This is a genomic window from Candidatus Sororendozoicomonas aggregata (assembly GCF_031528575.1).
In the GTDB taxonomy this organism is placed as follows: Bacteria; Pseudomonadota; Gammaproteobacteria; order Pseudomonadales; family Endozoicomonadaceae; genus Endonucleibacter; species Endonucleibacter aggregata.
Genome location: NZ_JAVLSP010000080.1, coordinates 1 through 18,646, shown reverse-complemented (window position 1 = coordinate 18,646; position 18,646 = coordinate 1). Strand labels below are relative to the sequence as shown.

Sequence of the window (18,646 nt, the reverse complement as noted above, 5' to 3'; positions counted from 1 at the left end):
TCCTGCTTCTTCGTCAAATAGCCCCACTATTATCCTCAGAAGCAGAAATTTTTATCCTCAATTTCTCGTAATCCTCGCTACGGGCGCTATTCTCGGTCAAGCTCCTAGTTAACCGGTTGGTTTGCTATGCCACACAGCCCGTGATTTTTTCGAAAGTCACGGGCTGTTTTGCGTTATACCACAGCTTTTCACTCACCATAAAAATATATAAAAGTGTATAAAAGTGCTGGTATGCTTGTATGCATGTCACCCTCATTTGTCCAGACCACTACGATGCTAGAAGCGCTACCCCGCGAACAAGAGCTGCCCATTGATGAGGCAACAACAACGCTGAAAACAGCGCCCCATTCCATTGAGGCCGAGCAATCCGTGCTAGGTGGCTTAATGTTGGATAACCAAGCGCTGGAGCAGGTAGTGGATAAAATCACTGCTGCTGATTTTTACCATCCGGGTCATCGTCTACTCTATGAAGCTGTGTCACAGTTATCGGCAGACAGCAAACCCTTTGATCCGCTAACGTTGGCTGAACATCTGGAGAACAAGGGAGAACTTGAAATCACCGGCGGGCTGGTTTATATCACCGATCTGGTCAGCAATGTGCCGAGCGTGGCAAACATTCGCGCCTACGCTGAAATCATCTACGAACGCTCCATGCTCCGGCAGCTGATTAATGCCAGCCAGAAAATCGCAGACAGGGCCTATAACCCTGAAGGTCGTGATAGTCAGGCTGTGCTCGACGAAGCTGAACGACTGGTGTTTAATATTGCCGAAGACCGACCAAAATCCGGTGGCCCGGTGGGTGTTCGGGAGATCCTCGATAAAACCGTAAAAAAAATTGACGAACTTTTTCATGCCGGCGATGCCATTACCGGCGTAACCACAGGTTTTTCCGACCTTGATAAGATGACGTCGGGCTTGCAGGATTCCGATATGATTATCGTGGCCGCTCGTCCCTCCATGGGTAAAACCACCTTTGCCATGAACCTGGTGGAAAATGCCCTTATGGCCAGTGACAAGAGCGTGGTGGTTTTTAGTCTGGAGATGCCAGGTGAACAGCTGATGATGCGGATGCTCTCATCCCTCGGGCGTATTGATCAGTCCAAAACCCGCTCAGGTCAACTCGATGAAGATGACTGGCCCAAGTTATTATCTGCCGTTGAACGTATAAAAGACCGTAAACTTTTTATTGATGACACTGCTGGTATCAGCCCACAAGAGATGCGCTCACGCATTCGGCGCATTGTGCGCGAACATGGTGATGTCGGGCTGATCATGGTTGACTACCTTCAGCTGATGCAAATTCCCGGATTCAGTGAAGGGCGCACTAACGAAATTTCTGAAATCTCCCGCTCGTTAAAGGCCATAGCCAAAGAATTCAGTGTACCTGTTGTTGCCCTGTCTCAACTGAATCGTTCTTTGGAACAACGCCCCAACAAGCGCCCGGTCAACTCTGACCTGCGCGAATCCGGCGCCATTGAGCAAGATGCCGATGTCATTATGTTTATCTACCGGGATGAAGTGTATAACCCGGATACTGAGTACAAAGGGGTGGGCGAGATCATTATTGGCAAGCAGCGAAATGGCCCCATTGGCAGTGTTCGCCTGGCCTTTATTGGTCGTTATACGCGTTTTGAAAACCTGGCACCGGAGGCCTACGAGAACTTTAGTGAACAATAGCTTTACTAACGACAATGTATTAATAAAATCATCTGTCACTCACTTTCGCTGATAAGCAATTTATGGCGCTGTGGCGTGACTGATCACCTGCACTTTATCCGATTGCTGATGCTGCCTGAGTGCCCACTGCACATGCTCTCGCACCATGTCAGAGGGGTAATCCACCCTGGCGTTTAATGCTGACAGTACCGCTTCTGTCGATGGCGCATTGCCAAGGCCCACCGCCAGATTACGCAACCAACACTCAAACCCGGCACGGCGAATGGCAGACCCGGCAGTATTCGTTAAAAACTCTTCTTCTGTCCACAAAAACAGTACGGCCAGATCCGTAGCATCGAGCTTATGCCGAGGCTGAAAATCGTCTTCCCCTGTGGGTTTTGAAAACTTGTTCCACGGACAAACCAGCTGGCAGTCATCACAGCCAAACACACGGTTACCCATCAAGGGTCGAAGTGCTTCAGGTATAGGGCCACTGTTTTCAATGGTCAGGTAAGAAATACAGCGGCGGGCATCCACCTTATAAGGCGCGACAATGGCCTGCGTCGGGCATTTGTCCAGACAGGCGCTACAGCTGCCACAATGCGTTTTGGCGAAAGGTGTGTCGATCGGTAATGGGATATTGGTAAACAGCTCTCCCAGAAAAAAAAACGAACCTGCCTTTGGGTTAATGATTAGCGTGTGCTTGCCCATCCATCCCAAACCGGCTTGCTGAGCCAATGGTCGCTCCATAACCGGCGCACTGTCCACAAAGGCTCTGAAACCATGTTCACCACCATACTGCTCAATTTTCTTACCCAGTTGTGTCAGCCGCTTGCGAATCAACTTATGGTAATCACGCCCTAATGCGTAGCGAGAAATATAGGCTTTTTCTTTATTAGCCAATACCTTGATAGCTTTGGTATCCGCAGGAAGATAATCCATTCGCACGGAAATAACGCGGGTTACGCCTTCATGGAGTTGCTCAGGGTGAAACCGTAAATCGCTATTGCGCGCCATATAATCCAGATCACCATGAAACCCTGCGGCCAGCCATTGCCGAAATGCCGCTTTATCTCGTTCATTGATGACCGGTTGGGTAATTCCAACTTGCTGAAACCCCAGTTCTCTGGCCCAACATTTTATTTGCTGGCTTAGCGTCTGAAGCTGTTCTTTGGTATACAAGGGTAATGACAACGGAGCCTGGCTTTGCTGATTTTGGGAGAAGGAGTTTAACAGGGGACAGACAGAACCAGCAACCAGGTCACTTGTAGCGCCCGGGACAGGCTCCTAGGAGCCTGTCCGAGAATAGACTACCCTACTGCGGTTGCGATAAATTGGTCTAAAAATTCCTGCTTCTTCGTCAAATAGCCCCGTTATTCTCCTCAGAAGCAGAAATTTTTATCCTTAATTTCTCGTAATCCTCGCTACGGGCGCTATTCTCGGTCAGGCGCCTAGATTGATGACCTTCAGACTTTTTATCCCCTCGACTAAACTACAAAATGTCAGATTTTAATCCGGGGGAAAGCACAATGGATAAATTTATGCAGGCTGCCCTTAATGAGGCTGAGAAGGGGCTGGTCTCTGGCGGTATCCCTATTGGCGCTGTGATTGTTATCGACGGAAAAATTGTTGGACGGGGACACAACCAGAGAATTCAGAAAGCCAGCCCGGTATTCCATGCGGAAATGGATTGTTTTGAAAATGCGGGGCGTCTGAGGGCCACGGATTATCAGAAAGCAACGCTGTATTCGACCTTATCACCTTGTGATATGTGCAGTGGCGCTATTTTGCTGTATGGGATTCCCAAAGTTATTGTCGGTGAGAACAAAAACTTTCAGGGGCCAGAAGACTATTTACGCTTCCGGCGTGTTGAAGTTGTGGTGGAAAATAACCTGCTCTGTCAGCAATTAATGGCGGATTTTATTGCTACAAACTCCTCCCTATGGCATGAAGATATCGGCGAATAAAGGACACAATGGTTACTGTACTGTTATTGTCAATGATCTGGTTTGGCAGTGAAGACAGCGAGAGCCATGGGAACTTTTTATGGTTGGGAATGCAAATTGGGAGAAAGAACGTTGCCGTCGTTTGATGTCCATTCCTTCAGGGATCAAAAGACGGCAGGTTTTATGGGTGCTCTTGTTATCGTTATTATTATTGTTGTGTTATCGCCGCTGTATTAATTTTTATTATCAGCGCCTCGCCGAGTCTGCCTGACGGTTATTTTTATTATTGTCTTGCCTCGACTTGCTACGAAGAATATTCGGAAATTACTTACAAGTCAACACTTTATATGTATTTTTACTTATCGTAGTCATAGGACAGCTGGTTTCACAGACTATGGAGAAAGTCAAGCTGGAATTGCTGATTAGCCGCCAGTTTCGTCTGTACGTTTAAAGTTTTTTATAATTTTTTCATTCACGCATGACCTTAAAAACCCATTCATATCAGTCATTTCTGCCGTTGTATAGAAATCAAGCATTAACTGATTAAACTCTTTCTGTCGCTTTGCAGGCACATTAATAATAGGATAGCCGGACGAAAGCAAGATCCCATTCATCATGAACCTGCCCATACGCTTATTCACATCCCAGAAAAACTGCGCTCTTGCCATTCTCAAAAAAGCCGTTATCGCCTGATCATAAACATCATCGCACACTGCAATCTCAGACTCTATTTCAGACCACACATGATTGAGTTGCTCAGCTGATGGCGGTTCATACTCAGATCCACTAATAGTTACGTTACCTGTCCGAAAAGACCCCCACCTGAGAGCTTCTTCTTTGCCTGCAATTTTGTGAACAGATAAAGCAACATCCTTGGAAAAAGAGAATTTACCCTCTGAAACCAGAGCAAACAAATACTTCCATGCTGCTGCCTGGTTAAGGGCCATATTTTGGTCGCTTATTTTATGACCTCCAACCGTAATTCCGTCCAGTAGCGTTTGAACTTCTGCCAGGGTCATCGCAACACCTTCAAGATTGACAGCATCATAAACCAGAGAAGGAATATCACGAACGGCAAGCTGCTTAGCCATCGCACGATCAGGAGTCATTCCCCAAACTGTATCATTTCCCGCTGTCATTGGCTTATCTCAAGAATTGTGGAAGAAATTTCCACATTATATCGGCATAAGTTCTGGTCGTCATGCGACTCGAAGAGCCTGGGCCAGGGGCTGCATGTCTGGCGCTGTTGCTGGAATTTTTTTATGTTTGTTGTGACAAACGGGATAACACTCTTCTTTAAATATTTCGTAGCTTCTTAGCAGGATTACCTGCATAGATTCCACTCTCCGATATATCTTTGGTAACGACGGTGCCTGCACCTATAACAACATTGTCACAGACTTTGACACCAAGAATAGTTGCATTAGACCCTATCGTAACGTTATTACCGATTTTTATCCTACCCCAAGTATCGGCGTTTGGATTAGGCTTTCCTTCTTTAAACATATCATTAGCAAACATTACGCCATGACTTATAAAGCAATTTGAACCGATATTTACATATTCGCATATAAAGGTATGTGATTGAATTTTTGTTTTTGAACCAATTCTTGTATGTTTCTGAATTTCTACAAATGGGCCAACAAATACATTATCGGAAAGATAGCAACCATAAATATTAGATGGCTCGATAATCGTGACGTTTTTACCAAACTCAACATCAACAATGCCTACATTTTCAAGTTTTGGAGAAAATATCATAAAAATATCTCTAGATAATCCAAGTGTGATTTTATTATAAGAGTATAATACCAGGAGCGCTGCCAAAGGTGGCGTCCTATTGGAAAGCTAATATCAAACAAACTAAAATCATTTATCAGAATGAATCAGGTTGAATAATTACAATCCCTGAAGGAGAAACAATCTTAAATTCTTGCATACCACTGATCACTTTACCCATATTAAAATCTGTTAGTTTTTTATCTAATTTTTCAGTAAAATTGATGACATTATTTTTATTATAACCATTTAATTGATGCGAAGGCATATAACGCCCGGCATCAGCGGTGAATCGTTATCCCCGCCCAGCCCAAAGGGTGATAGTGGCTGCCATTGTCAGGGAAGACTTTCCCCGAGATAACAGTGCGTGGCGGACATGGCCTTGAAGCAATATCAAACTGAAAAAAACCGGGGCTTTAGAAAACCAAGATTGATACCATGGCGCTTTACACAAAATTCAGGGGCAATCCTCTGTATTTTTTTTGTTAGGCTCACTTTTATAGTCTATATTTTCGTTTTTTTGACTATTCGTAACAAATAATGAAGAAAATTATTTTTTGGGGGCTATTATTTATATCGCTAGATTCAAATGCCTTTCTATTTGGCGCTGTAAAAGAATGCAACCATGAAGAAAGCATGGACTTTAATGTCTATGATGGATCAATAATAGAAACAAAAGATATAAAGTCTATGTGGGGAACTCAAAAACACATAATCAAATTTCAAATAAAATATTGTAAAGAAACAATACAGTATGAAATTTATGAATACGAGAAAAGTAGTGCTATTCTGGTATTGGGCACCGTTAAAAATACAATGCCTTATTTTGATATAGATGTTACATCCGATTTATCGGGTAAAATATTTCACCATTACCACTCAGGTGTTGAAAGTGCACTTTTAGGTAGTTCTACTGGACTAACGTATTCAAAGTGGCAGCTAATAGCCAATATTTTACCGCTTGGTAAAATTAAAAAAATTCATGTTAAAAAAAAGGTATTTAAACAATTAAATATTTTATCGCAAATAGGTGTGGATTTATCCGGGGAATCCATAGATTTTATTGATAACCAAGAATTATGGGTGGATACCACCCTTACTTTTTCTGAGAGCATGAATTTATACACTGCATACAGCTCAAACGGGCATATTTTATTTCAAATACTACTCAATCATTCAAATTATATTGTCGCTTTTACTCTGAATATTTACAGTGAATTACATTCTTACTGGAGGAGGGGAATGTAGCAATTTACCAGCATAACGCCTGGTTCAGCCATCGCCGAAAGCATTCGGGTGTAGGGCAAAGCCCTGGAATTAACTGGAACCATTTGTTATGTGTGGTTGAATTAAGATGCCCACTCTCTATTTTGTAAAACAACTCTGTAACCGTCTAAGTCTTCGTAGGTTTTACCTGAGACGCCCCAGTAATCATTGTAGGGTTCTACTTCAATAAAGCCTGCTCTACTCATCTTTTGGCAACTGTCTTGCCATTTTTCTGGATCAGTGAAGTAGAAAACCAGCAAATTATCTTTGGTTGGAGCTTTGCCAACTTCATCCCCTTTATGGTGCGTAAACTCAAGATGGTAGTTGTGATGCTTATGACCAATGATCGAGCCATCAAACCCATTGTGATCGACGAAATCTCCTAACAATTCAAACCCAAGACCATTGACATACATTTGTGTTATTTCAGATAAATTATCTGTTGGTCTTGCCACTCTCATTTTGGCTGTTTTCGGAATCATTTTTACCTCTATTTTGTTGTTTTTAACGGAACCCAACCACATCTTTCATTGGAATTCTTTACCCACACCCATTCATTCAGTTCATGGAGTACAAGCAATTGTTCTCCAACGTATGTATCAAGCTCCTTAGCACAGTAATTTTCCATAGCAATACCATAACGGGAACGAACGTTAATATATTGCTCAGGAGCCCAACCTTCATTTCCGTCTTTTGTTGTTACTCTCAGCCAACCTTCATATTCTTCATCACGTCTACCTACTGACAATATATCCCCTTTTTTAAATGAGATTGGATGTGGATAATTGGACTGATGACGTTTGATTACTGTTAGTATTTTCATAGGGGTGCTAATTTTATCTTCTAACTTTAATAATGACAATTTCACTAAAAGGCTCAACTTAAATTTATACTGTAATTAGAAAAGCTGATTGATATCACGTTTATACTGTAGAGATCATTAATTGATTAAGGTTATCTTTATGTCACTGCCAAAAGCTATACCTCGTACTGTCGCTTTATTTTTTATGTGTTTTTTATCAGCAATAGTCCACGGTGATAAAAAAGGTGAAACCATAACTTATGACGATTTACTGCTCACTGAACACATTGTGTCGCTTCATAGAAACGCTGTTCCATCTGAAAAGATCAAAGAAATAAAAAAACGCACAATAAAAATAATAAGCCAGGCTTTTCAGGCTAAGCAACCGAAACTGTCAAAACAAAGGGTAAGAGAAAAGGCTGAGCAGTGGCTTAGGAGTACGTTGGATCAACTGGATCAACTGGATCAACTGGATCAACTGGATCAACTGGATCAACTGGATGAAGCTAATGATGAGGCATAACAGCTATTATACCAATCGACGCTTCTAGCTACACTATTGCAAGAGAAAAAGGATATCAATTTTTCTCAGTCAAGATATTTATGGGTGCCTTATTTTTCAATAATGCAGTAATTTTTTTGGATTCCTTCCCAAAAAAAATTGACCTGTGTACAGCTCCATAGTTTAAAATGCGCATCCAATCATTATGATACTCCCTACAAGGAAAAGCCCTATGTTGGTTCGTATTGAAAATCCATCTGATATCGACGCAATACGCTTACTCAATTATTCGGTATTTAAAGATCACCCTCATCATGAACCTGGCGCTGAGCCTACTGAACATCTAATCGTTGACAGACTGCGCGATGAAAATGGGTTAACTCTATCGCTGGTATCAGAAGACAAAAGCCTTATAGTTGGCCATATCGCAGTCTCCCCCGTAGTTATTGGAAAAAAAAGTAACGACTGGTTTGGACTGGGTCCGGTTGCAGTTCTTCCTTCAGAGCAGAACAAGGGCATAGGCTCAAAACTCGTTCAAGCTGCCATAGAAGAATTACGCCAGCGAAAAGCTGAGGGTATAGTTGTAATGGGTGAGCCAGATTTCTATGGCCGATTCGGCTTCAAACAATCAGAGTCGATTACTTATCCGGGCATCCCTTCAGAATATTTCATGGTTCTCCTTTTTAAAAACGCAGTAGCATCCGGTCACGTATCTTATCATCCAGCTTTCTCTGAAAACTGACAGCAGATTTACGATATTTGTGTTTTCGCCCGATGCGATAAAAAGAAAAAGGACACCCATTTTTCTCAGCCGAGATATTTCTGGGTGCCTTATTATGTGCTGGCTGGATATATTGTAATTGTGACACTGCCTTTAATCTCCGTTAGCTTTGAAATCGACTCCAGGGAGAGGCGCGAGTGAAAAGACTTGGGAATATCCCCGCCTTCATAGCCAAAATCGAAGTCTCGCTTCCTTGCCTGGTTCCATACCCACCTTAACTCTGGACTTAAATTAGTGACCAGATCATGATAAATAGTAATGATCGTATTTTCTTCCTCCTCCCAAGTCTCAAAAGAACCGTACCAGATGCCATCTTGACACTCTAATCGGTTGACTGAAATTCTCTCTCCCCAAAACGCCACAATTGGAGTGATGTCGGAGTCCGACTCCATATCAAGATCGATATTTAGAAAATTAATTTCGTTCATGGCTTTATTTGGCACCGGGAGGCACGTCCAGTCCAAAGGGCGATGCTGACTGCCATTTGTTATGCATTACTGGTAAACTTCATCCAGGTTGGTCTGCTCGATCTCGCCATTTTTCAGTTTCTTTAATAGTGACTCTAAGATATGAGTATTCTTCATATCAAAATAAAAAGCATTATCATCTAAGCATTTACCTAATGAGCAGAACTTGATGAGCAGATAATGATTGGCTGCATTACCACTATGAAAATCAAAGCTCAAAGAACCACTGATAATATTGCCCCACGTAGTCGCTTCTCCAAGATGCTTGGTGAACACATCGCCTCTCTCTAAGGCCAGCTTTTCCCACTGATAATACTTATCAATAATCTTTCGGTAATCATCAACATGCTTTGCAGAAAACCGTAAAAGGGACGATGAAGAACCATAGTCATCCATACTAATAGCTAATACTTTTTCTCCATCACTCATGCTCTCAAGTGAAACAAAAGTGGGCCTGCCCATAAAGTTGTAAGAAAGAGAATTAAACTGACTGACTTTTAAGTCAGAAGAAACCCTTGTTTCTTCCTGTACAGTTGTACATGCAACTAAAAAAATTGAGAAAATAAATACTATAACTTTTTTCATCACTGACCTCTCTTGATGATGTTGTTTAAGTATTTGCAACACATAACGCTAAGCTAACCCGGATATTTCATAAACTGCCCTGAGAATTGCGCAGAGCCGCAAGGAGCAAGCAAGGCCAGGAGCATGTTTATGAAATATCCGGGCTAAGCAGCGGCACGTCTAGCGCCGTCCGCTGGATTCCTTTGTTATCTAAATCGCGTAAAACCCGGTACTTCTAGAGGGTGTCAAGTGGCTACTCTCTGCTTCTGAGAACGAAAAAGAGAAAAAGCAAAAAAACAAAAGGACACCTATTTTTCTCAGCCGAGATATTTCTGAAAGAGAACAGAAACAGAGAACGAAGAGAACAGAGAGAACAGGAAAAAGAGAGAACAGGACACCCACAAATTTGACTGGCGATGTCAAATGTATGGATGTCCTTTTTTCTTGCTTTTTTCTTGCTCATTTTGCTTCTTATTCCCAGCTCTCAATACTCTGAAGTTTCTTTGTAAGCAAATCATCAGCCACCTTCTCGGACGGAGGTGTTTCTCAGACAGGGTTCATCAATACTCGTCCGAAGCGTTTAGAGCCTTCCATTGGCAATATAAATGCTTTCACTGACGCTACCGCCCTTCCAGGCCAGCTCAGGAATCGTCAGGCAAGGGGTAAAACCTCGTTACAATAAACGTCAATTTTCATACAAGTAGCAGACAATACCACAATAAAAGGGCTTGTCATCTTTTTTTGGGTGGTCGGTAAGATATGCCGATGATGAAGTGTACCGTTTACATGGATTTCAAAACACAGAGCGCCTAAAATAAAACGTCATTAGGCGTGTAGTAGCAAATACCAGAGAAGTAAATAATGATAAAGAGTTCTGGAACATAACTGCTACTGGTTAGAATTCCCCCCCTTTTTTCACCTCCCTTAATTGGTGAATATCATCCCCAAACCATACGCCTGAACCCCCTAAAATTCCCTTAACATACAGATATTTGCAATTTATAATTTTTAGTCTAGATTTCGTAAGCCAGTAGTAAATAAGATATTATCATGAAATACATTAACTCTTTCGTATTTGCTTATATGTTTTTATCAACAAGTACTTTTGCAGTGCTTGAGGAGACGTCAGTCACAAAGATTGAGGAGAGTTTAGTCTTCGGCGATGATAGGGATACTATCTTCTTAATAGAAAATGAAATAAAAGTTTTTCGAGAAAAATATTGTTCAGCAGAAGATGTTTCAACAGAAGGAGCTTTAGCAGAAGACGTTTCGATACAAAAACCATCACCAAAAGAAATTTCTAGAAAAGAACTTTTAAAACTATCAGATTACACTATAAAAATGGGTGGAAGCAGTTTAAATCTCAAAAAATCAGGACAAAACTTTATAGCTTATTCGTGGGAGTCACCTGAAGTTTATGTTTTTAGTGAAGACGCTAAAGGATATTACGGATGCAGAGAATTTGCCAAAGGTCCAGATAATTGTCATGTCGAAATCAAACATGCGGGAGATAATTTCTTAGTTTATTTGTACGAATTACCTATGGCTTTTCTTTTTATCAAAAATGCTGATGGACATTACGAACACAAGGAAATTAGTAAAGGTTCAAGTAAAGGTTATTTACAGATCAAAGAGGTAGGAGAAAACTTCCTAGTTTATACGTTCACATCACCAAAGGGTTTTCTTTTTACTAAAAGTTCTAATGGACATTACGTAAAAAGGGAAATTGGAAAAGGTTCAGATAAAGGTCATTTCACCATTAAACGTGTGGGAGACAATCATTATGAATTATCTTGTGAAAAAACCAAGTATCAATTAAAACAAAATATTTTAACATCTGTTGCAGAATAGTCAATTTACATAAAAAAATTATGGAGAAGCACTATAAGACACACACCAAATATTGGCTGTAAATCACCCCCTAACAGTAATGATTGTGATGATAGCTCTTTACCGAGATTGGTCAATTAATCTGCCCCTGCACGCTCGAAAGATAAGTTAGAACCCCATGACTGCTCTTTGCAGGTGAATTTGCCTGACGTTCCACCTCCGAAAAGAGAAACAGAGCCTGTAAATAATTCTGGGACACCCAACTCATTATTGATTATTCCTTAATTTTGGTGGAAGTCATCAAATCCATTTCTCAAACCCTCCTCCTAAATCCTATCAAACTTCTTTACAACCCAACTGCTTGCATTGTCTAATTTTTAGTATAGATTTAGCAATCAGGCAATCAGGCAATCAGGCAATCAGGTAATCAGGTAATCAGGTAATACGACATTATGAAGTACATTAACTATTTTATTTTTGCATATATCTTTTTCTCACTAAGTGCTTTTGCAGAAATTCAGGAAAAAATTGTCTTGGGTAAAGATAGTGATACTGTTTTTTTAGTAACACGTCATAAAATAAGAGACCCTTCAACAGGAGATATTACAACCACAACCACAGCTTCAAGAAAAAAAATTTTAAACCTATCAGATTATGATTTTAGACGTGGTGAGGGTAGTTTACAATTCAAAAGTTCGGGAAAATACTTCGTAGTTTATACATGGGAATCACCTAAAGTTTATGTTTTTAGTGAAAGTGCTGAAAGTGCTGAAAACCGTTACGAATATAGAGAAATTGACAAAGGTTTAGATAAATCTTATGTGGAAATTAAGCACGAGGGAGACAATTTCCTGGTTTATGCGTGGAAATCACCTAAAGGTTTTCTTTTTACTAAAGATGCTAATGGACGTTACACACACAGGGAAATTGAAAAAGGTTCAGATACAGGTCATTTCGAGATTAAAAAAGTAGGAGAATACCTACTGGTTTATACGTTTACATCACCTAAAGGTTTTCTTTTTACTAAAGATGCTAATGGACGTTACACACACAGGGAAATTGAGAAAGGTTCAGATCGAGGCAATTTCACCATTACATCTGCGCACAACGATTGTTATGAATTATCCTGTGGCAAAACCAAATATCAACTAAAACAAAATCTTTTAACATCTGTTGTACAGTAATCCATTTAAGCCACTTTGTTCATAGCGTTCCCTCACCCCAGTCACCGACTCTTTGCAGGCTCCTGGGAGGGGCATGTAGCAACTCATAAATGACGGTGAGCAGCGTCTTAATAGTTCCCTGACGCCAACGCCGTTTTTACCGCCAGGCGCACCTGCTCTGGCGCAGTGCCTCCGAGGTGGTTTCTGGCACTGACAGAACCTTCCAGTGTCAGCACATCAAACACATCCGCTTTAATCGTGTCGGAAAACTGTTGCAGCTCTTCCAGGGTCATATCTGACAAGTCCTTTCCTGTTTTCAGCCCAAAAGCAACGGCCTTCCCTACCACTTCATGGGCGTTTCTAAAGGGCATTCCTGTCCTGACCAGATAATCCGCTAAATCCGTAGCGGTGCTGAAGCCACGCCTTGCCGCCTCACCCATGGTTTCAGGCTTGCTTTTAATGTTGGGCACCATATCGGCAAAGGCACGCAGGCAGTCCTTAAGGGTGTCCACGGTATCAAACAACGGCTCTTTGTCTTCCTGATTGTCTTTGTTGTAGGCCAAAGGCTGCGACTTCATCAACGTCAGCAAGGCAATCAAATGCCCATTGACCCGCCCGGTTTTTCCCCTTACCAGCTCAGGCACGTCAGGGTTTTTCTTCTGAGGCATGATGGATGAGCCTGTGCAAAAGCGATCAGGTAACTCAATAAAATTAAACTGAGCAGATGCCCACAAAACCAACTCCTCACACATTCGGGACAAGTGGGTCATCAAAAGTGCCGCGGCGGAACAAAACTCAATGGCAAAATCCCGGTCACTGACAGCGTCCAGTGAGTTGCTTGCGGGGCGGTCAAACCCTAACTGAGTGGCGGTATACTCCCGGTCGATGGGGTAGGTTGTCCCGGCCAGCGCTGCTGCGCCTAACGGACAAACATTCATCCGTTTACGGCAATCGCTTAATCGCTGAGCATCGCGGCACAGCATTTCAAACCAGGCCATCAGGTGATGACCAAAGGTCACAGGTTGCGCGGTTTGCAGGTGGGTAAAGCCGGGCATAATGGTATCAGCTTCTTTTTCTGCCAGTCTCAGCAGGCCATGGTTAAGGCGTTTTATTTCTGCGGTAATTTCATCGATTTCATCCCGCAACCACAGACGAATATCCGTTGCCACCTGATCATTGCGCGAGCGACCCGTATGCAGTTTTTTACCCGCACCACCAATGCGTTCAGTAAGACGGGCTTCGATATTCATATGAATATCTTCCAGTGCTATGGACCAGTCCATTTTGCCCTGTTCAATATCTGCCTGAATGCCTTCCAGGCCACTAAGAATGGCGTTGAGTTCATCAAGGGAGAGAATTCCTGACTTATGCAGCATGCGCGCGTGAACCATGGAGCCCTTGATATCATGGCGGTAAAGCCGCTGATCAACGTTGATGGAGGCAGTAAAACGGGCCACAAAGGCATCAACCCCTTCACTAAACCGGCCACCCCACTGTGGGTGACGACTGGCAGATTTTGTAGACATGGGTCAGCCTCTTCATTGATTATTTTGGATAGCGCGAACAAGCAGGTAGTATAATCCGATCATTGACGACATACAGCTGTAAATACTTGTGAAAACCCTCCGAATCTCAACACGCAAAAGTGCGCTGGCACTGTGGCAGGCAGAGTACGTTAAAAAGCAACTGGAATACCATCACCCCGGGATTAACGTCGAACTGGTAAAAATGACCAGCAAAGGAGACAAAATTCTTGATGCCCCTCTGGCAAAAGTCGGTGGCAAGGGACTGTTTGTTAAAGAGCTTGAACATGCCTTACTGGAAAACAGCGCCGATATTGCTGTTCACTCCATGAAAGATGTGCCAATGGATTTTCCCGAAGGGTTGACGCTCGGCACTATCTGCCCCCGAGAGGACCCGCGAGATGCCTTTGTTTCAAATACATTTATGTCCCTGGAGGACTTGCCCGAGGGAGCTGTCGTTGGTACATCGAGCTTGCGCAGGCAGTGCCAGCTATTAGCCCGACGACCCGATTTAACTGTTCGTTTTCTGCGTGGGAATGTGAATACACGCCTGAGCAAGTTGGATGACGGGCAGTATGATGCCATTATCCTGGCTGCGGCCGGCCTGATCAGACTTGGGATGACAGACCGTATTCGCTCACGGTTAAGCACAGAGGTAAGTCTGCCAGCAGCAGGACAGGGGGCTGTCGGTATTGAACTGAGAACAAATGATAATGAGACAAGACAGCTTATTGCACCTTTGCACCATAAACCCACCGCTACCTGTGTGCTGGCCGAACGGGCCATGAACAAGCGCCTGAACGGTGGCTGCCAGGTGCCTATTGCCGGGTTTGCCGAGCTGCATGGCGACACCCTCCACCTGAGGGGGCTGGTGGGAGAGCCCGATGGTTCTAAAATACTCACTGCTGAGGTGAGCTATGATGCCAGACAATACCATGAGGCCGGCATTGATGTTGCTGACGCATTACTGAAACAGGGCGCCGATAGCATCCTGGCTGCGCTGGCGCATTAGGAAGACACTTGTTTTACTGAACCTCTGCTCTCGTGGCATCATGGTGGCAACCCACCTTTTAATTCTATTGATAACGCCGACTATCGCCATTATGCGTCTGACATCTATCAGGGCACTGGTTACACGCCCCATGGAACAAGCCGAACCCTTAGCCGAGGCCATTAGAGCGCGCCAGGGCTATGCTGGCATCCTTCCCATGTTAGTCATTCAACCACTGACTGAGACACCGTTCATGCGGGATACTATCCTGTCTTTGGATCAGTATGAAAAAGTGATCGTCACCAGCCACCATGGGGCAGCTTACGGGCTGGAAAAAATTGACAACTACTGGCCGCAATTGCCGGTGCGGCAAACGTGGTTTGCCATTGGCAGGAAAACAGCCAAGACACTGAGCTGCTTTGATGTATCACCGCAGAGTCCTGGAGATAGCGCCAGTAGTGAAGGGCTTCTGGCGCTGGAGAGTCTGAATAATGTCAGTGGGCAGCGTATCCTGATCATCAAGGGAGAGGGGGGACTCACCCTGCTTGAGGACACCTTGAGTGAGCGTGGTGCCAGTGTCTCCACACTGGCTGTGTATTGCCGACAATGCCCAGACTACCCTGAGCATACGCTGGAAAACTGTTTAAAGGATGACGTTATCAATACAATTTTGTGTGCCAGTGGGGAAACCTTGAGCAATCTGATGACATTAGCAGGTAAAACCCCGTTGAAGCACTATGATTTGGTTGTGCCGAGCGAACGGGTGGCAGAGCTGGCATATAATGCACCTTTCAGGCAGATCATCATCGCCAGCGGCGCTAGTAACGATGCCATGTTGTCAGCCCTGGAAACACTGGAGTTACAAAAAAAGTGAGTGAAAAAAAAACGGCATTGACTGAGGCTGACTCGTCTAAAAAAGGTGCCCCTGCTAAACCGGCAAAAAAAAATCATGCAGATGCTGTCAACAAACCTTCGGGTAAATCAGGCAATAAGCGAGCAACATTTGCGTTAGTGCTGTCTTTTATCACATTAGTCGGCGCAGCCTATACAGGCTGGAAGAGTCACACGCTGGAACAGGTTTTGCCCTCAGCGGTGACACGAATTCAACAGGTTGATGGCCGGTTATCGTTACAAACGAATCAGCTGGCAGAAACACAAGGCACTATCACCTCGGTGCGGCAGAAGACAAACAACCTTGAGCAACAAAATGAACGATTGCTTGCACGTGTTGACCAGCTATCTGATCAGGTCAGAAACCTCGAAGGTACCACCATGGTGGACTGGCATTTAGCGGAAGTGGAATACCTGCTTCGGCTGGCTAATCAGCGGCTACTGATGACCAGCGATTTCCGTGGCGCCAGGCAACTACTAACCAGTGCTGATGAAGTTCTCCAGTCCATTGATGACTTCAATTTATTTAACGTGCGACAAATCCTGGCGGAAGATATTGCCGCATTGAATGCAGTACCCGTCTTTAACCAGGAAAATGTCTATATGAAGATCCAGGCACTGGATGCACAAATACCCTTATTGCAACTGCTGGAGGTGGACCGCTTCAAACCCGTGCTATCAAAAGACACTGAAGCCCCGGCGAAAGTGGAGGCTACCGACAACCACTGGAAAACAACCCTTAAAGCCATCATGCTGAATGCCTGGGAAGGGTTTACTGGACTGTTCCGCTTTACCACCAGCCGTGAAAGGCCGGTGGATGTCCTATTAACCCCGGAGCAAGATACCATTGTCCGCCAGAATCTCAGATTGTTACTTGAACAAAGCAAGCTGGCATTGTTGACTCGCCAGTCCACAATCTATAAAAACGCCCTGGCGCAGGCAAAGGTCTGGATCAAAACGTACTTTGCCAGAAACAATACAACAAACCAGTCATTCATCAGGGCCTTACAGGCATTGGCTGCCGTTGATATTCACCCAAAGCTGCCGCGCATTAATCGGGCACTTTCGTCCCTGAAACATATTCAGTTACATGCCATACCTAAAAAAGAGCAAGAAGAGCAAGAAGAGCAAAAAGGGCAAAAAGGGCAACAGCAGACACCCTCACCCGATGCTCACCAAAAAGAGGCAACGGTTGAGCAGAAGACGATGAGGGTCATCACACCATGAAAAAACTCATTCTTTTTTTAATTGCCATCGCCGGTTGTTTTCTGTTGGCGAACGCCATGGTCAATGACAGTGGCTACGTGCTGATAGCCTATGACAACATGAGTTTTGAAAGTAGCCTTTGGGCCACGCTGTTACTATTGATGGTCATTTTATTATCAGCCTGGATTGCGATTGGCCTGGTACGCTTTTTTATCGGTGCCAGCACAACGATTTACCCCTGGTCACAGTCCGCCAAACAAAAGAGGGCACAACGCCTGTCAGTGCGTGGACTGGCAGAGTTTTCCCATGGTCACTGGAAAAAAGCGGAACGATTGTTAGCACTGGCAGCAGAAAGCGGTGAGACACCTCTGATTAATTACCTGGCTGCTGCCCGCGCTGCCCACGAGGGTGGCAATAATGCCGCTTGCGCAGAATACTTACGCCGTGCAGACCATAAAGCACCCGGGGCAGATATTGCTGTAGGGATTACCCAGGCTCAACTGCAACTCTCAGGTGGTCAGTTGGAACAAGCACTGGCGACATTGAAACATCTGCACAAAAAGAATCCTGATCATGCCTTTATTCTTAAGTTACTAAAGCAAGCGTATATCCGGCTGCACGACTGGCAATCGCTGGCACTGCTTTTGCCGGTATTAAAAAAGCAAAAAGTACTGGATGACGCTCAGCTCACGGCGTTGGAAAGCCAGGCTTATGGCGCGCTGTTTGAGCAAGCATACCGACAGGGGCGATCTCAGACGCAGCCTGAGAATAAAGCCGCCTCCGCTAACGCGGTATGGCGAAGACTCAGTAAACAACAGCAACGTGAGTCCGGTATGTTATTTCGGTATACCCAGACACTGACGCTGCTGGGTATGGAAGAAAAAGCTGAACGTCTGCTGCGTGACAAGCTGGTAAAATATTATACGGTGCCGCTGATTAGCCTGTACGGAAAAATCAAAGGGGCAGATACCACCAAACAACTGCTCACAGCAGAAGCCTTGCTTGATGAGCGCCCCAACGATTCTCATCTGTTGCTGGCGCTAGGTCGCCTTGCCATGCGCAATGAGCTGTGGGGAAAAGCTCGGGAATACTTCGAAGCCAGTTTGCGGTTAAAAAAGTCGGTGGATGTGTATAACGAATTGGGCCGACTATTGGCATACCTGAATGACTACGAAAAGAGCTCTTACTATTTCCGCGAAGGATTGAATATTGCCACCGACAGTGTCGTACAGATGCCACTGGCCTCTTGAACCAGGAGCCTGTCGGACTTATGCTCGAA

20 protein-coding genes are annotated in these 18,646 nt (G+C 44.0%); 11 read left to right on the top strand and 9 right to left on the bottom strand.

What is annotated here, in order from left to right; translation table 11 throughout:
* Nucleotides 1-273 precede the first annotated feature (273 nt).
* Nucleotides 274-1,677, top strand: coding sequence for a replicative DNA helicase (dnaB, locus tag V4C51_RS13740; RefSeq protein ID WP_330926748.1), 1,404 nt, complete (start codon nt 274-276; stop codon nt 1,675-1,677).
* 60 nt (nt 1,678-1,737) lie between these two features.
* Here dnaB and queG read toward each other — a convergent pair whose 3' ends face one another.
* Nucleotides 1,738-2,850, bottom strand: coding sequence for a tRNA epoxyqueuosine(34) reductase QueG (gene queG / locus V4C51_RS13735; RefSeq protein WP_330926746.1), 1,113 nt, complete (start codon nt 2,848-2,850; stop codon nt 1,738-1,740).
* 335 nt (nt 2,851-3,185) lie between these two features.
* On the opposite strand from queG, the gene V4C51_RS13730 reads away from it, so the two are divergent.
* The gene (locus tag V4C51_RS13730; RefSeq protein ID WP_330926745.1) at nt 3,186-3,623 is read left to right on the top strand and encodes a nucleoside deaminase; all 438 of its coding nucleotides are present in this window, start codon (nt 3,186-3,188) and stop codon (nt 3,621-3,623) included.
* 401 nt (nt 3,624-4,024) lie between these two features.
* On the opposite strand, the gene V4C51_RS13725 is transcribed toward V4C51_RS13730, so the two are convergent.
* From V4C51_RS13725 to V4C51_RS13715, 3 genes are all read right to left on the bottom strand, one after another.
* Nucleotides 4,025-4,741: a Fic family protein gene (locus tag V4C51_RS13725; protein ID WP_330926744.1), complete on the bottom strand. Its 717-nt coding sequence runs from the start codon at nt 4,739-4,741 to the stop codon at nt 4,025-4,027.
* Between the two features lie 157 nt (nt 4,742-4,898).
* A complete protein-coding gene (locus V4C51_RS13720) occupies nt 4,899-5,429 on the bottom strand; it encodes an acyltransferase (protein ID WP_330926743.1) in 531 nt (176 codons plus the stop codon).
* 49 nt (nt 5,430-5,478) lie between these two features.
* Entirely contained in the window at nt 5,479-5,649 is a 171-nt protein-coding gene (locus tag V4C51_RS13715; RefSeq protein WP_330926742.1) for a hypothetical protein, read from the bottom strand.
* Between the two features lie 272 nt (nt 5,650-5,921).
* On the opposite strand from V4C51_RS13715, the gene V4C51_RS13710 reads away from it, so the two are divergent.
* Nucleotides 5,922-6,629 carry a hypothetical protein gene (locus V4C51_RS13710; RefSeq protein WP_330926741.1) on the top strand — a complete coding sequence of 236 codons (708 nt, stop codon included), beginning with the start codon at nt 5,922-5,924 and terminating at the stop codon, nt 6,627-6,629.
* A gap of 101 nt (nt 6,630-6,730) precedes the next feature.
* Here V4C51_RS13710 and V4C51_RS13705 read toward each other — a convergent pair whose 3' ends face one another.
* Together V4C51_RS13705 and V4C51_RS13700 are read right to left on the bottom strand one after the other, a co-directional pair.
* Nucleotides 6,731-7,129 carry a VOC family protein gene (locus V4C51_RS13705; RefSeq protein WP_330926740.1) on the bottom strand — a complete coding sequence of 133 codons (399 nt, stop codon included), beginning with the start codon at nt 7,127-7,129 and terminating at the stop codon, nt 6,731-6,733.
* An 8-nt stretch (nt 7,130-7,137) separates the two neighbouring features.
* On the bottom strand, nt 7,138-7,515 hold the full coding sequence (locus V4C51_RS13700) for an SH3 domain-containing protein (protein ID WP_330926739.1): 378 nt from the start codon (nt 7,513-7,515) through the stop codon (nt 7,138-7,140).
* Nucleotides 7,516-7,609: 94 nt separating this feature from the next.
* On the opposite strand from V4C51_RS13700, the gene V4C51_RS13695 reads away from it, so the two are divergent.
* The gene (locus V4C51_RS13695; RefSeq protein ID WP_330926738.1) at nt 7,610-7,972 is read left to right on the top strand and encodes a hypothetical protein; all 363 of its coding nucleotides are present in this window, start codon (nt 7,610-7,612) and stop codon (nt 7,970-7,972) included.
* A gap of 211 nt (nt 7,973-8,183) precedes the next feature.
* A complete protein-coding gene (locus tag V4C51_RS13690; RefSeq protein WP_330926737.1) occupies nt 8,184-8,693 on the top strand; it encodes a GNAT family N-acetyltransferase in 510 nt (169 codons plus the stop codon).
* A gap of 92 nt (nt 8,694-8,785) precedes the next feature.
* Here the strand turns inward: V4C51_RS13690 and V4C51_RS13685 are convergent, their stop codons facing one another.
* Together V4C51_RS13685 and V4C51_RS13680 are read right to left on the bottom strand one after the other, a co-directional pair.
* The gene (locus tag V4C51_RS13685; RefSeq protein WP_330926736.1) at nt 8,786-9,160 is read right to left on the bottom strand and encodes a hypothetical protein; all 375 of its coding nucleotides are present in this window, start codon (nt 9,158-9,160) and stop codon (nt 8,786-8,788) included.
* Between the two features lie 66 nt (nt 9,161-9,226).
* Nucleotides 9,227-9,784, bottom strand: a complete 558-nt coding sequence (locus tag V4C51_RS13680) for a hypothetical protein (RefSeq protein WP_330926735.1) — start codon at nt 9,782-9,784, stop codon at nt 9,227-9,229.
* Between the two features lie 1,029 nt (nt 9,785-10,813).
* Here V4C51_RS13680 and V4C51_RS13675 point away from each other — a divergent pair.
* Both V4C51_RS13675 and V4C51_RS13670 read left to right on the top strand, forming a co-directional pair.
* The gene (locus V4C51_RS13675; RefSeq protein ID WP_330926734.1) at nt 10,814-11,614 is read left to right on the top strand and encodes a hypothetical protein; all 801 of its coding nucleotides are present in this window, start codon (nt 10,814-10,816) and stop codon (nt 11,612-11,614) included.
* 431 nt (nt 11,615-12,045) lie between these two features.
* Nucleotides 12,046-12,777, top strand: coding sequence for a hypothetical protein (locus V4C51_RS13670; protein WP_330926733.1), 732 nt, complete (start codon nt 12,046-12,048; stop codon nt 12,775-12,777).
* Nucleotides 12,778-12,884: 107 nt separating this feature from the next.
* Here V4C51_RS13670 and argH read toward each other — a convergent pair whose 3' ends face one another.
* Nucleotides 12,885-14,282: an argininosuccinate lyase gene (gene argH / locus V4C51_RS13665; RefSeq protein ID WP_330926732.1), complete on the bottom strand. Its 1,398-nt coding sequence runs from the start codon at nt 14,280-14,282 to the stop codon at nt 12,885-12,887.
* 88 nt (nt 14,283-14,370) lie between these two features.
* On the opposite strand from argH, the gene hemC reads away from it, so the two are divergent.
* From hemC to V4C51_RS13645, 4 genes are read left to right on the top strand one after another with little or no spacing between them, the layout of a single operon-like run.
* The gene (hemC, locus tag V4C51_RS13660; RefSeq protein ID WP_420797679.1) at nt 14,371-15,291 is read left to right on the top strand and encodes a hydroxymethylbilane synthase; all 921 of its coding nucleotides are present in this window, start codon (nt 14,371-14,373) and stop codon (nt 15,289-15,291) included.
* Between the two features lie 40 nt (nt 15,292-15,331).
* Nucleotides 15,332-16,144: a uroporphyrinogen-III synthase gene (locus tag V4C51_RS13655; protein ID WP_330926731.1), complete on the top strand. Its 813-nt coding sequence runs from the start codon at nt 15,332-15,334 to the stop codon at nt 16,142-16,144.
* Nucleotides 16,141-17,388, top strand: a complete 1,248-nt coding sequence (locus tag V4C51_RS13650) for a uroporphyrinogen-III C-methyltransferase (RefSeq protein ID WP_330926730.1) — start codon at nt 16,141-16,143, stop codon at nt 17,386-17,388. Before V4C51_RS13655 ends, V4C51_RS13650 begins: the two co-directional genes overlap by 4 nt.
* Nucleotides 17,385-18,617, top strand: coding sequence for a heme biosynthesis HemY N-terminal domain-containing protein (locus V4C51_RS13645; protein ID WP_330926729.1), 1,233 nt, complete (start codon nt 17,385-17,387; stop codon nt 18,615-18,617). The genes V4C51_RS13650 and V4C51_RS13645 overlap by 4 nt, the downstream gene beginning before the upstream one ends.
* Nucleotides 18,618-18,646: the final 29 nt, after the last annotated feature.